General features: G+C 46.2%; 8 protein-coding genes. 3 read left to right on the top strand and 5 right to left on the bottom strand.

The genetic code is table 11. The features are described 5' to 3' along the window. The first annotated feature begins 234 nt into the window (after positions 1–234). Complete coding sequence (locus tag AC1DLM_RS15660) at positions 235–1,461, top strand: GNAT family N-acetyltransferase (protein WP_441991374.1); 1,227 nt, start codon at positions 235–237, stop codon at positions 1,459–1,461. Positions 1,462–2,067: 606 nt separating this feature from the next. Here AC1DLM_RS15660 and AC1DLM_RS15655 read toward each other — a convergent pair. The 3 genes from AC1DLM_RS15655 to AC1DLM_RS15645 are packed head-to-tail and all read right to left on the bottom strand — an operon-like array spanning position 2,068 to position 5,376. Further along, positions 2,068–2,931, bottom strand: coding sequence for a transglutaminase family protein (locus AC1DLM_RS15655; protein WP_477570482.1), 864 nt, complete (start codon positions 2,929–2,931; stop codon positions 2,068–2,070). Further along, on the bottom strand, positions 2,928–3,887 hold the full coding sequence (locus tag AC1DLM_RS15650) for an alpha-E domain-containing protein (RefSeq protein ID WP_246302579.1): 960 nt from the start codon (positions 3,885–3,887) through the stop codon (positions 2,928–2,930). Before AC1DLM_RS15650 ends, AC1DLM_RS15655 begins: the two co-directional genes overlap by 4 nt. 34 nt (positions 3,888–3,921) lie before the next feature. Next, positions 3,922–5,376, bottom strand: coding sequence for a circularly permuted type 2 ATP-grasp protein (locus AC1DLM_RS15645; RefSeq protein WP_477570481.1), 1,455 nt, complete (start codon positions 5,374–5,376; stop codon positions 3,922–3,924). A gap of 355 nt (positions 5,377–5,731) precedes the next feature. Here AC1DLM_RS15645 and AC1DLM_RS15640 point away from each other — a divergent pair, with 355 nt between their 5' ends. Then, entirely contained in the window at positions 5,732–7,939 is a 2,208-nt protein-coding gene (locus AC1DLM_RS15640) for a methyl-accepting chemotaxis protein (protein WP_477570480.1), read from the top strand. A gap of 220 nt (positions 7,940–8,159) precedes the next feature. Further along, positions 8,160–8,702 (top strand): hemerythrin domain-containing protein, encoded by a 543-nt coding sequence (locus AC1DLM_RS15635; RefSeq protein WP_441991379.1) that lies wholly within the window; start codon positions 8,160–8,162, stop codon positions 8,700–8,702. A gap of 650 nt (positions 8,703–9,352) precedes the next feature. On the opposite strand, the gene trhO is transcribed toward AC1DLM_RS15635, so the two are convergent. Then, entirely contained in the window at positions 9,353–10,258 is a 906-nt protein-coding gene (gene trhO / locus AC1DLM_RS15630; RefSeq protein WP_056624425.1) for an oxygen-dependent tRNA uridine(34) hydroxylase TrhO, read from the bottom strand. A gap of 83 nt (positions 10,259–10,341) precedes the next feature. Then, positions 10,342–14,136, bottom strand: coding sequence for a response regulator (locus tag AC1DLM_RS15625; RefSeq protein ID WP_477570479.1), 3,795 nt, complete (start codon positions 14,134–14,136; stop codon positions 10,342–10,344). Between the last annotated feature and the right edge of the window lie 156 nt (positions 14,137–14,292).

Raw genomic sequence — 14,292 nt, 5'->3', positions numbered from 1 at the left:
CGCAGAATTACGAACTCTTGCTGGCTCTAAGACATGATAGATGTCTGCGCTTCTTTATTGTAGTAGCGAAAGGCTAGGTGAACTATCGTCAGATTTTCGGAAAATAGCCCTAAATACGTCTTTGAGGGTGCAACGGGTTATCACTTTTTAAGAAAATTGATCAAAATGGGTGTGTATGGATTATGTTGAATTCTACATGTTAGAATAGAGGTAAATGGACAACTAGGAGGTACTATGGATCCCATCAGATTGTTGAAAAAGGATGATTTTCAAGACAGTCTTGCCTTGTCGGAGTTTGCTTTTCAATACAAGGTTTTGCCTGAAGAGCGGGATGAAAAACTAGCTGCAATGGCGTCCCAACAGGCCATAGGGTATTTTGTTGAAGATCAGTTAGCAGCCAAATTAACGATTCTGGAGCTGGAAACATGGGTAAACGGCAAAGCTTTTAAGATGGGTGGCATTGCTAGCGTAGCGACTTGGCCAGAATATCGTCGGCAGGGAATGGTCGGTCAATTGTTGTCACGCGCACTGCAATCGATGAAAGAATCTGGGCAGACGCTGTCTTTCTTGGCACCATTCGCTTTTGCATTTTATCGCAAATACGGATGGGAGGCATATATCGAATACATGCGATATGAAATTGCTACCCACCAGCAGCCGAAGGCGGAGGTTGCAGCAGGCAGCACGCTTCGACGGATCGAAGCGGAATCGGCGTTGCTAAATCCGATCTACGAGGCGTACGCCAAACGTTTTAACGGCATGCTCGTTCGGACGGGGGATTGGTGGCGCAAGAGTGTCTTTAAAAGGAAGCAAGGAATCGTAACCTTATATTTGAATCCTGCTGGAGAGCCGGAGGGGTACATCATTTATCAAGTGAAGGAAAAGGTGCTCACTGTGCATGAGTTGATTGCACTAACGGAGGATGCGAATCGTGGACTATGGCGATTGATCTCCAATCATGACTCGATGATTGACAAAGTGGTATGCCAGGCGCCGTTTGGCGACCCGCTGCCTTTTGTATTGGCGGATCCTCGGATCAAGCAAGAGGTCGTTCCTTATTTTATGGCACGCATCGTTGATGCTGCGGCGTTTCTTAGGGCGTATCCTTTCAACGCGGTTGTGGAAGGCGCAAACGTGGACAAATCATTCTATCTACAACTTCGAGACGGACATGCCGATTGGAATAATGGGATATTCCGAATTCAGCCAGCGCAAGGTGAAGGGAATGACGTTGTTAAACTAAGTGAGGAACAAGTATTCGGTAACGGTGCGGGGGGAGAAAAAGTGGAAGATCAGCATGTCATCTCGTGTGACATCCAGACCTTATCCGCGCTGTTGATGGGTTACAAACGAGCATCGTTGCTGCATCGCATTGGTCGTCTGCACGGTGACGCAGGTGAGATCTCCAGATTGGAACGATTCATTCCGGAGCGTACAACGTATCTGACGGATTTCTTTTAAATAAGAGAAAGGCGCGGATCCTAGATCCGTGCCTTTTCTCGAAATAATAGAAAGTATAAAATTCAAAGAGCAGGATTCCCTTCTAAGTGTGGTGATTTTGCAGACTGTGCGCCAACCGCACACTAGCGCACAAATATTGTGCGCAAGTAGATCCAGCCCGGCTATCGTCGCACGCTAGCGCACAAATATTGTGCGCAAGTAGTTCCAGCCCGGCTGCCGCCGCACGCTAGCGCACAAGTATTGTGCGCTAGCAGATGCAGCCCGGCTACCGTCGCACGCTAGCGCACAAATATTGTGCGCAAGTAGATCAGCCCGGCTGCCGCCGCACGCTAGCGCACAAATATTGTGCGCAAGTAGATCCAGCCCGGCTGCCGCCGCACGCTAGCGCACAAGTATTGTGCGCAAGCAGATCCAGCCCGGCTGCCGCCGCACGCTAGCGCACAAATATTGTGCGCAAGTAGATCCAGCCCGGCTACCGTCGCACGCTAGCGCACAAATATTGTGCGCAAGTAGTTCCAGCCCGGCTGCCGCCGCACGCTAGCGCACAAGTATTGTGCGCTAGCGGATGCTAACTGGTTTTATTAATGCGACTTGTAGCAGGCAAGTCTATTCCACTAGCTTAACATCCACAATTACTTCCAAGTCCTGTCTGCCTGATCCGCGATAGACGCCTTTGACAGGGACGATATCATTATAGTCTCGTCCATGCCCAAGCTTGATATAGCGCCAGTTTACTTCGCAATTGTTAGTTGGGTCATACCCGAACCAGCCTGAGCCGGGGATGAGACATTCCACCCACGCGTGGGAGGCTTGCGTGAAATCCGCACTGCCTCCTTGCAAATCACCGACGAAGTGGTAGCCGCTCACGTATCGGGTTGGAATGCCTTTTTCGCGGCAAATGGTAATCATGAAATGTGAGTAGTCCTGACAAACACCACGCCGCAGCTTCAACATCTCGCCTACCGTGGTCTGCACGGAGGTTGCCGAAACGTCATAAGTGAAATCGCGGTTGATGGTGGTGTAGATGGTTTGGAGTAGATCATATAAGGGGACCCCATCATCGACAATGGCATCGGAGTAAGCCTTCAACTCAGGCGTTAGCCCGGTATAGCTGGTTGGTAATAAATATTCAGCATATTCATTCTGAAAGTCATCTACGAATCTCGAAGCTTTAGCTTCATAGAGCGAAGGGACAGATACAGGATTGTTATCATTTTCGTGCGTAACGACGGTGGAGACCATCTTAATCGTGAGCTCGCGATGGAGCTTGTTGACTGTAAAGGCGTGTACCCGGTTGTGGAAATAGTCTGAATAGGTGAAGAAAGCCGATACAGGCTCGGTTGTGATCGCATGGTGATAACAGGATTGACGATTGTCCGTTAACGGAGTTAGCCGAATTTCATTGACACTGTCCTGTGCGGAATCGGTGTAGGAATAACGAGTAATGTGTGTGATCTCCAGCTTCTTCATGCGATAACCTCCTCCCGCGAGGGAAAAAAGACTTTGGACATCCGTACCCCCATCCCATTACAGGAGTCGAGCAGTGTTTGCAATGTCGCTTCTAATTTGCCTGATCTCAAATCCTCTTCGTCTATGCAGGCCAAATTCGCTTTCACTTTCCCTGCTAATTTGGCTAGTTTATGCACAGCGTTGGTGAGTTCAGGATCATCCAATTGAATGCCCTTGAACGAGCGCTCCAAAGACTGCATGGAGAAGGCAACGGATCGAGGGAATGTTTCATTTAAAAGCAGAAATTTGATGATGCTATTCAAATTGACCGTATCTGCATACTCTTTGCGATACGATTCGTATCCGCTGACGGATTTCAAAACCGCAAGCATGAGCGGATAGGAAGAAAAGTCCTCTTTGGCATATTCCGAACAAAGCGATTGAATTAAACGCAGCACATTCTCAGCTCGTTCTAGATAGCGCCCAGCTTCTACGAAATGCCATTCGTTCTGACGAGGCATGACGGAAGTCGCCGCACCTTGAAACATAGATAGCGTATCCCGGATAAAGCGATAGAACAAATGAGGCGAATCATTCGTGATATCGCGGACTTCTTTTTCTTTGAGCCATAAATAGAGTCCATTCAAAATATCCCATAGCTCGGAAGGCATCTTCTCCCGAATATTTCGCAGGTTAGCACGTGCGTGGTTCGTACAGGCGAGTAGGGAGTTAGCATTATTTTTATCTAGCGTAATGTATTGAAGGACATGTTGTTCGGTGAAGCTGCCGTACTGCTCAGTGAAAGCAGCACGGTCCCCGATTGTATCGATGAGCCGGCTCCAGGATTGCTTACTGCTGCCTTCCATGTCCTCACGAATATGATAATACACATCGATCAGCCTAGCGTGATTCTCTGTTCTTTCCGAATATCTACCGATCCAGAATAAAGCTTCCGCTGTTCGTCCCATCATCACCATATCCCTTGGCCTCCAATCGAATTGTAGATCGCGATTAGCGAACAACCCACGTATCTTTACATCCCCCGCCTTGCGAAGAATTCACAACGAGGGAACCTTCCTTCAAAGCAACACGCGTAAGTCCGCCAGGAATCACTTGAATGTCTTCACCCGCAATGACAAAAGCTCGCAAATCAATGTGCCTTGCTGCCATTTGACCATCGATCATGACAGGTGCTCTGGATAGTTGAATCGTAGGTTGCGCGATATAGCGATCGGGGTTAGCTAGGATTTTGAGCCGGAAATCAGCAATTTCGCTCTCAGAAGCCGTTGGCCCAATTAGCATGCCGTAGCCGCCAGATAGCGATGTTTCCTTCACAACCATTTCGTGCAAATGCGCCAGGACATGCGCTCGCTCATCAGGACGCGAAAGAATATATGTTGGTACATTGTTTAAAATAGGTTCTTCATTCAAGTAATATCGAATCATATCGGGCACGTAGGCATAAATGGCTTTGTCATCGGCTACACCTGTGCCTGGTGCGTTCACAATGTTGATATTGCCTGCGCGATAGGCGTTCATTATGCCAGCGACACCAAGCATCGAGTTCGGATCGAAAGCGAGTGGATCTAAGAAATCATCATCTATCCGGCGGTAGAGAACATCGATTTGGCGAAGTCCTTTGATACCGCGAATGTACACTTTGTGATCAATGACGACGAGATCATGTCCTTCAACTAGCTCTAATCCCATTTGTTGCGCGAGGAATGTGTGCTCGAAATAAGCGGAGTTATAGCAGCCTGGTGTCAAAAGTCCAATAACAGGATCTGATTTGCCAGAAGGACTCAGTTTGCGCAGTGCGGTCAGAAAAACATTTAAGCTATGCTCAATATCTTGAATGGAATGACTGAACACGAGTTCAGGGAATAAGTGCGTCATGATCGATCTGCTTTTATACAGGTAAGAGAAACCAGAAGGGGAACGGAGATTATCCTCGAGAACGAAATATTCCCCCTGCTCATCTCGAATTAAATCAATCCCAGAGGCTGYCACATACACATCATTTGGAATCGAAAGCCGCATCATCTCGGGTCGGAAGTAACAATTGGAAAGCACCATTTTTCTGGGAATAATCCCATCCTTCAGAATGGACTGCTCATGATAAATATCTTTGAGAAATAGATTGAGGGCCTTAACACGCTGTTTGAGTCCTCGTTCGAGCTTAATCCACTCTTCCTGTGGGATAATCCTTGGGATAGGATCGAAGGGGAGGGTGCGCTCTAGCGCCTCTGTCTGATCGGGACTATAGAGGGTGAAGGTTATGCCTTCTTCCATCATCCGTTTCATCGTAGCCGTTTGGCGTTTGTTTAAGTTTCCTGTCTTCATCGACATGAATTGAAGGAAGGTACTTTGATAATGAGGGCGAACCGAGTAGGCGTTCATAAACATCTCATCAAAAAAAGGACGAGGATCATAAGGGGTAGTGACCAGATTCTCAGGTTTAGACATCGCAGCTCCCTGGTTTCATCATTATGCGTTCGGAAGCTGTAAGAAGCTAACGGCCCGAAGCAGAAACCAGGCCTCCTTTCTGATCTAAGTTCTTTATTTGTTAGATATAGTAACATAGTGTATGCAACTGGTACGATGTGGTTTTTCTTATATTGTAAATTTTTCAGAAAATTATGTCAATATAGCTAACATAGAAAAATACCGACATTCCTCATGTTTTTTTTGTTAATGTTCGGATTATTCATGAAAAATTCAGTTATTTGTCTTGCTTTGCGATGAAAATCACTATAAAATTGTCGAATATAAGGAATGTTAAACAAAGTCACATTAAATGTGATAAAAGGGGTGTTGTGGTATGTTTGATTGGCTGGGGTTTAGAAAAGGTCTGCCTTTGTGGTGGTCTTACCGCCTGAATCGTCATATCAAGGAAGATGTTGAGCATATTTTCGAAGGAATTGCGCATACAAGAACGGAAATTTTACGTGGTTGGGCCCTCGCCTACTGGTCCAATTTGGATCGATTGCTTGAACAGTTAACGGAGACAGAAGCGTTGAAGGAGTCTGCACCAAAGGATGCATCAATAGTTGGAAGGTTCTTGACAGCAACAATGAAGAGTGGAACTGATTTTTCCGAAGTATTTATTTTGGATGAAAAGGCTACTGTCGTATACTCCACACACAATGCTCATGTGGGAAGATCCTATGCCGCTGGTGGCTTGCTGGGGAAAGGGTTGGAAGAAACGCGCAAAGGTGTGAAATGCTTATTTGGCCCCTTCTCGGACCCGCTTACGCTCCAAATCGGTCCAAGTACTTCGCCATTTCATGATGCGATGACGATCGCTTTCATTTCACCTATTATGGTAGGTGGTCAATGGAAAGGAGCGGTTTGTGGACGGGTGCCGAACGATGTGCTCGGAGATCTGATTCAGCGCGAGTCGGGACATGTGTATCCCGATTCTGGTGATAACTATTTATTTATGGCAAAGCCTGGGTTAAATAAACAAATCGTTCCTGGAACAGCGTTATCGCGAAGCCGATTCGAAGATTTGACCTTTACCCATGGCGATAATTTGAAAAATGGCGTTCGTACCGATTATGGGATCGTTGGCGTCAAGGAGCATACGGAACTGGAGCTTGTTTTCACGGATCCTGCGACGGGACAATTGCATCCAGGCGTAGCGGGAACAATTGCTAAGGGAAATAATCTATTCGTTGAATATCCGGGATATTCCGATTATCGTCATATTTCTGTTATTGGAAAAGGTGTGACCTTCCAGTTGCCGCATTGCCCGGACGTGTGGGGAATGATGTGTGAAGGGGATTTGGAAGAAGTCTATCGTACTCGTTCGATTGATTGGAAGATGTTCAGTCTGCAAATGCGGTTTATTGTGCTCATGCTGCTTGTTTCCGCGGGTAGCTTCTGGCTGCTAAATGGACACGTTTCGAATGGTGTCGGCGCARCAATCATGGTAGGTGTCAATCTTCTCTTCGGCGGGATTGGTGCGAGTTTAATTAGACGCCAAGGAAGTAAGCCGATTGCTAGACAGCTTGCTCAAATTAATAAATTTATCCGGATTAATGCAGAAGGTAAAGGGGATTTGACGCAGCGTCTGAAGGTTGATGAGTTCGCTGGCGATGAGACGCGGGATTTGGCCAAATGGATCAATAATATGATCGATTCCTTGGAAGGCATCATGCTGCAAGTGAAACAAGCGGCTGCTGAGGTGCAGGTGAGCCAAGAGCGGATGAATGACTCAACTGGTTCTACGGAGCAATCTACAGGACGGATGAGTACGAAAATCCATGATATGATTCGCTCGCTGCGTGGACAGCTGAAGGATATTGATGTCGCAAAGGACGTTACGCAGAATATGAGCGGAACTTTGCGCGAACTGGAACAGAAGGCTTCAGGGCAGATTGCCGTTGCGCAGGATGAGGTTGAACGTATTGGTCAGAAGATGACGGATATTTCGGCGAAAGTAGAGGAAACGAATCAAACCATCCAAACCTTCTTGCATACGACGCAAGAAATTCCGAAGCTGCTTAAAGTAATTGAAGAAATCTCCGCGCAGACGAATCTATTGTCGTTGAATGCCTCTATCGAGGCGGCACGAGTAGGTGAGCATGGCAAAGGATTTGCCGTCGTTGCTGGGGAGATCCGCAAGTTGGCGGATTTGACCAAGAAATCAACCACGGAAATCAATGAGACGATCGAGCACATTGAACGACATGCGAATGAAGCCTTCATCTCGATGGAAGAAGGGACGAAGGTCGTTCTGGAAGGGACGCAGATTGTTGCTGCGGCGTCTGAGATTCTTAGCGCGGCGAACGCTCACGATACCATGAAAACACAGGTGGTGGAGGAAGTCGTTGCTCTGATGGAGAAGATTGCAGCGGTGAGCAAAGAGAACCGTCAGATCTCGGCGGAGGTTGAGCTTACTGTGAAAGAGCTCCTGCAAGACATGCATCATGTGCGTCAAACGACGGGAGATGTAGGAGCAATAACACACTCAATGTTGCTGCTTGTGAATCAGTTTCATTTGACGGAGAGCCGCATTCGTTAAAAGGTTATTATTAGACATTCTTTCCGCATGTTAACAACCCCATGCCGCATACAATGATAATGCGGTATGGGGTTTTTCTGTTTCATACAATGAGATTACATACGTGGCAAGTTTCTAAAGGAACTTTACGTTGATGCTTACGAAGAAAGTTTTTCTTACGAAAACTCAAAGCCCATGCTTACGAAGTAAGTTTCTAAAGAAACTTTAAGGAGGATGTCGAATGAGTGACCGTTTGAGCATTCAAACGAATCGGGCAAATAATGTGAATCCTAGTGAATTTAGAATGCTAGCCCAGCGTTTGAAGGAGGAGCATGTGCAAATGCGTGAGCAGCTCTCCGACATTCGAACGCTAGCTGCAGCTTTGTACACCCTTGATGATTGCTCAATTGGGATGTGTCGTCTGATCGAACTTCAGGACGGCATTCTATCCTTGGTGGAGGAGTTGGAGCAGCATTCGGAATGGGAAGAACAAGTGTTATTCCCGAGTCTGCAAACTTATTTACATCCGACGATGGCCATCTCAGTTTCGCGGTCCATGCATGTGTTGGAGCAGGATCATGATCTGGCCAAAAGAGTCGTACAGTCATACGTCAACGGTGTCAATGCCATGAGCATGCCAGTCGACATGGACTTCGTCCATGTGATGGCCTCCGAACTATTGACGGCCTGCCTCATTCTGCTCAAACACTTCACGTTGGAGGAGGAGCTAGTCTACCCGTTAATTGATCGGATTATGGACCAGATCGATGATCAGATTAGTTAGGTAAAGTGGTGAAAGAAGTAGGGATAGTTGGAGTGGCAGGATTTGCTAGAGTGACTTGAGAGAGTGAAAAAGAGTAGCTAGTATGGGAAGAGTGGAAAAGTAGCTAGTATAGAAGTAGTGTGGTGAAAGAAGCGGGAGTAGCAAAGTAGCAGGAGTTTAAAGTAGCTTAAATGTGCCTGTAGCAAAGAGGCCCCTCCCAAGTCAATCGACTTGAGAGKGGCCTCTTCTAGTGAGGTGTTAAGATACATGGTGGGAAGCGATGCTCCCGACAGTCTCTCTTCTTTTAGGCTCTACAGGTCATTACAAGCGCCTCGCTGCCGCAATAACTGGAAAATCTACATCTAAATCAGGCCAATTGGCCTGATTTCAGAGAATAACTGTAAAAAATCCAGCTATTTTCACCCATTTGCTCGCTTTTCGCGAAAATGGTGAAATTTAACTGGAGTTTTTCCATCTAAATGGAAGAATCGGCCGAATCGAGCGAAATTAGATGTAGTTTTTCCATCTAATCGCGGCGGCCTTGGCTGCGATAGGAGGGGGAATCGATCTGCGGAGAGTGGCGAGGCACCGACATTTCTGCGAAAAGAGGTAAAATCGATCCCCAAAAGAGTCGATAGTTCGATCCGCTAAAGAAGGGGCAAGCCCCCCTCTTATGCCTCCAACGCGCTCAACGTTTTCTCTTCGCATTCCTTGGAACAGAAGCTGTCATGCTCCTCTTCACAAGCCTCGCAGCAAATATGCTTCAAGTGGCACAGATCGTTCGCACAGTTAATATAGCGATCCTCTGCAGTTCCGCAGTGGTAGCATTTGCCTACAACGATATCTTCATCTGTGCGGTTAATCGGTACGGAGATGCGCTCATCGAATACATAGCATTTTCCATCGAATAAACGACCTTGCACCTCTTCGTCTTTGCCGTAGGTGACAATTCCACCGTCCAGTTGATACACGTCGGTAAAGCCTTCGTTGATCAAGAAACCGGATAGTTTCTCACAACGAATGCCTCCCGTGCAGTAAGTGAGAATTGGTTTGTTTTTAAACTCCTGCAGATTATTGCGAATCCACTCAGGGAATTCCTTGGTCGTCTCGACCTCAGGACGAATGGCGCCGCGGAAATGCCCGATATCATACTCATAATGATTACGGCCATCGAGCACGATGACATCTTCATTTTTGAGCTTCTCATAAAATTCCTTCGGCTTCAAATGCGTTCCGGTAAGCTCATTCGGATTCACATCTTCTTCAAGACGGAAGGTGACGAGCTCTTTTTTCGGACGGACAAACAGCTTCTTGAAGGCATGCCCTTCATGCTCATCAATCTTGTAAACCATATCTTTAAACAATGGCATGAGATTCATCATCGCCATGTAGGCTTCCGTTTGCTCTACGGTCCCAGAAAGGGTGCCGTTAATGCCCTCAGGAGCAATCAGAATGCGTCCTTTTACACCGAGCTTTTTGCAATAAGCCAAATGTTCTCGCGCCAATGCTTCGTGATCAGCAACAGCGACGAATTTATAATACAACAAGATGCGGTATGGAGCGCCATGTTCAGTCATAACAATAACCACCTATACGTATAAAATGACACACTCCATCAAGATGGAGTATACGCATATAGTGACATAAATTCGTGTTTTTTTCAATCAAGCAGCAATTTTTGGATGGTTTGATAAACGAACTGCAATTCAAACTCTACATTTTGAAGCAAATGGAACACGTTAGAGAGATCTCGATCTGCTGTTTGCAGCTTCTTTTGCTCCTTCACAGAATCCTCCAACTCGCTTGCCGCGGCAAACACACGATTAGCCGAAAGGTTGCTGGAAGAACCGCGTATGCCATGAAGCAAACGAAGAGCCTCCTCAAAGTTACCTGCGTCGATGTTACCTTTTAATTGCGCCATCAGAGGGTCGGTTTGGTCTTGGAATTTACGGAGCATCTCACGATAAATGTCCGTTTTTCCGCCCATGCGTTGGAGTGCCTCCGCAATATCCAGTCCAGCAGTTCGATGAATCTCCACTTGCAGATGAAGTGCAGATTCAATAGCAGCTCTCAGCCGTTCAGGGATGATGGGCTTGGAGATCATCTCACTCATACCTGCCTCCATACAGGCCAACCGATTGTCGAGCGTTGAATCCGCGGTTAAGGCAATAATCGGAATATGTGCCCATTTCGGCTCGAGACGAATGCGTTTGGTCGTTTCGATCCCATCGAGCTCAGGCAAGTGGATATCCATGAGGATCAAATCAAACGTATGATTCTCCAAATCATGCAGGGCCTCGAATCCGTTACCAGCCAATTGAATGCGACAGTTCATCATACTTTCCAGCAGAGAGCGCGCAACGGTTTGGTTAATCTCATTATCCTCCACAATCAAAATACGGAGTGGATCCTTATTTAGTGTGTTTAAAGGGAAAAGCGCAAAGTCCTTCTCCCTATCGTTCTCCATGGTATCTGTCAAATGAGAATGAACGAATTCACTTTCAGCATGAAGCATAGCTAGCGTCCTGTACAAGAGACTTCGAGAGATCGGCTTGACCAGAACGGCATCAGGTGAAGCTTCTGTCGGAAGCTGTTCGAGTGCATCTCTTCCTGATAACGAAGTGTAAATAATCGTTCTAATCCCCTGCTGTTGGCAAGCAGCAAGCATGCTCAGCCACACATCCTCTCCATACATATCATCAGCCTCCATATCGAGCAGAAGGAAGTCGAGAGGGATGTGATCAATGACCTGGAGGGCTTCCTTCCATGAATACACACCCGCAGCATCGTTGCAGATGGACTGCAGGCTTTGGACGAGCACCCTATTAAGCGTAGGATGATCTTCTACGACGAGCATAGCGAGCGGCAAGGGAGGGAATACCTTGTTGCTAGGCATGTAGAGCGTGAAGGTGAGAAGGACCAGAAATTCACTCCCTGTCCCTTGCGTGCTTGAGACCGAGATCGAGCCGCCCATATTTTCGATAATATTTTTGGAAATAACAAGCCCAAGTCCTGTCCCTCCATATTTACGGCTCGTAACCTCGTCACCTTGGATAAAAGGTTGGAATAAATTGGCCAACTGTTTCTCATCCATGCCAATTCCCGTATCCGTGACGCTGAACCGGAGAGTAACCTCATTCTCATGCATCTGATCGACGTCAACACGAAGTGTGACGGTCCCTTGCTCCGTGAATTTAATCGCATTGCTGGAGAGATTCAGAAGTACCTGATAGAGTCGCAATGAATCGCCAATCAATCCACCAGGCACTCCCTCAGGTATATCGCAAATGAAATCCACAGGCTTATGACCGAGCAGCACAATCAGTGTTTCACACACGCGATCGATAGTTTCATCTAGCTGAAAAGGGTGATGTTCAATCACGAGCTTATCTACTTCCAGTTTAGAGAAGTCCAGAATATCGTTGATGATATGTGAAAGAGACTGGGAGGATCGCGAGATTTTGCGTATATAATCCATTTGTAGTTCGGTCATGGCGGTTCTCTCAAGCAGGTGGGAAAGTCCAACAATCCCATTCAGAGGCGTACGTATTTCGTGGCTCATGCGAGCAAGGAAAACACCTTTGGCCAAATTGGCATCATCCGCCTCCTGTTTAGCTAGGATAAGCTGTTCCTTGGCATGGACTTGCTCCGTGATATCTCGGGTGATTGCCGAGAAATACAGCTCACCATTATCAAGAGGGAAGTGAGGGACGATGACAAGCGATACGATAATGCGTCGTTGATTCTTGGTCATGACTTCCGCTTCGAATTCCCAGAAGCCATCTCGGATCGCAGTTTGGAGCCCTTTCTCAAAATTAATATCATTCAAGATTTCAACAAACTCATGAAAATGTGTTCGTTCAAAAACGGTTCCAGCTAATCCAATCCTTTGGATGCCCGCTGGATTAATATAGAAGATATAACCGTCTTGATCGAAGGTGAGAATGGCATCCCGTGCGCTCTCGACAATCGTTAACAGCCGTTCTTTCGTCTCATTACTTGCTTTAATATCACTGATATCGCGTGCAATTAAGACGTATCCTTTTAACTCACCATCTGGATGCGTGATGCAGCTAACACTCGCTTGCACATAAATTCGGGTGCCGTCTTTGTGATACCAGGTCCACTCTAAATCCTCTTTCAAATGGCGTAAGGAACGAATAACAAGTGTTGTACAGTCTGCGGGAATCGTCTCGCCTAGCTCTGCTGAATACTGTGCAGCTCTTTCATTCAGCTGTTTTTGATCTAACCAGATTAAAGGAGAGGCGATTTTATGTACATCCGCAAAAGAATACCCAAGCATCTGCGTAGCTCTGCCGTTGAGATGGTTAATCATAAAGTTAGGATCCATTACGATCATGGCGTATTGATTATGACGAATAAAAGCTTCGAACGGCTCGAAAAGCTCGCGGATATTCTCCATCATGCCATTGACAGATAAGGCGAGGGCACCTAATTCATCTTTACTTTTGAACACGATGGGCTTCGTGTGGAAATCACCAGCAGCAACTGCCTCGGTTACTTGGAGGATTTGTTTAATTCTTTTGATAATCAGATGGTTCGTTGTGAGGTAGATAAGGAAGAAAATGATTAACGCTGCCATGACAATTAATCCTACGGTCGACCATAGGAGTGGACTTGTTGGGGCTTYAATGGCAGTGATTGGCATGGAATAAGCGAGATACCAATTTAATTGAGGGATGCGTGCATAGAACCAACGTGTCTTCGTTCCAGAGAGAAAGGACTCGTCGATATAACCTTTCCCAGCTCGTAACGCTTGTTGAAAAGCGGGTCTGAGTTCAGGATATTCAGCGAGAATGTTCACCTTAAGAATGGTAGAGGGATCTGAATCATATAAGGTGAGACCCTCCCGATTCACAATCAATTGGTCTCCATTATTGGGAGGAACTAGTAAATGTTCTTGAAAARCAGGTGCAGCCTCCATAGAAACATCGATGATACTTACGACCTTATTTTGATCATCAAAGATAGGCGCCGTAATCGAGATGACATAAATGCCCTTCATTTTGCTTAGATGAGGGTCCGAAATAAAGGTTTTCCCTTGCAGGGCTTGCTGGAAGCGAAGCTCATCCGAGATGGAGAAAGTCAAACCGGAGGTAAACTGCAGGTTTCCTGCCAAATCAGCAATAGCCATGGCGTGATAGCGATTTCCATCCGTTTGCAATTCATGGGTCAGAAATTTTAGACGATCATCTTGCGTACCATTTTTCATAATGCTGACCCGGCTTATAAGCTCAACTTCTGCCAAACGAATCGACAAGAAATCATATAAGTTTCGAGCGGAATTCGAAACAGAGGTTATGGATTGCTCGTTCATTTGCTGCAGTAACTTATTTCTAGAAAGTTTGTAATTGGTAATTCCAACGACGGTAAGGGAGATGGATGTAATAAGAACAAGCCAGGAGACGAGTTTAAAACGCAAGGATGATGACATTTTTTTCCTCCAAAAGCCATGTAATTGTTAGGAAATCTCATAGTTTCATCATGATTAGAACAGAACAAATTTAATGATTTCAATTTATGATATATCCAACAGATCAATCACGTATACATACTTGTTCAAAATTGCGTCAATTAAATAGGGGGATTT

This window comes from Paenibacillus sp. 01T442, assembly GCF_056398345.1.
The sequence above is the reverse complement of the archived record's forward strand: the minus strand, read 5'-3'. Positions and strand labels throughout refer to the sequence as shown.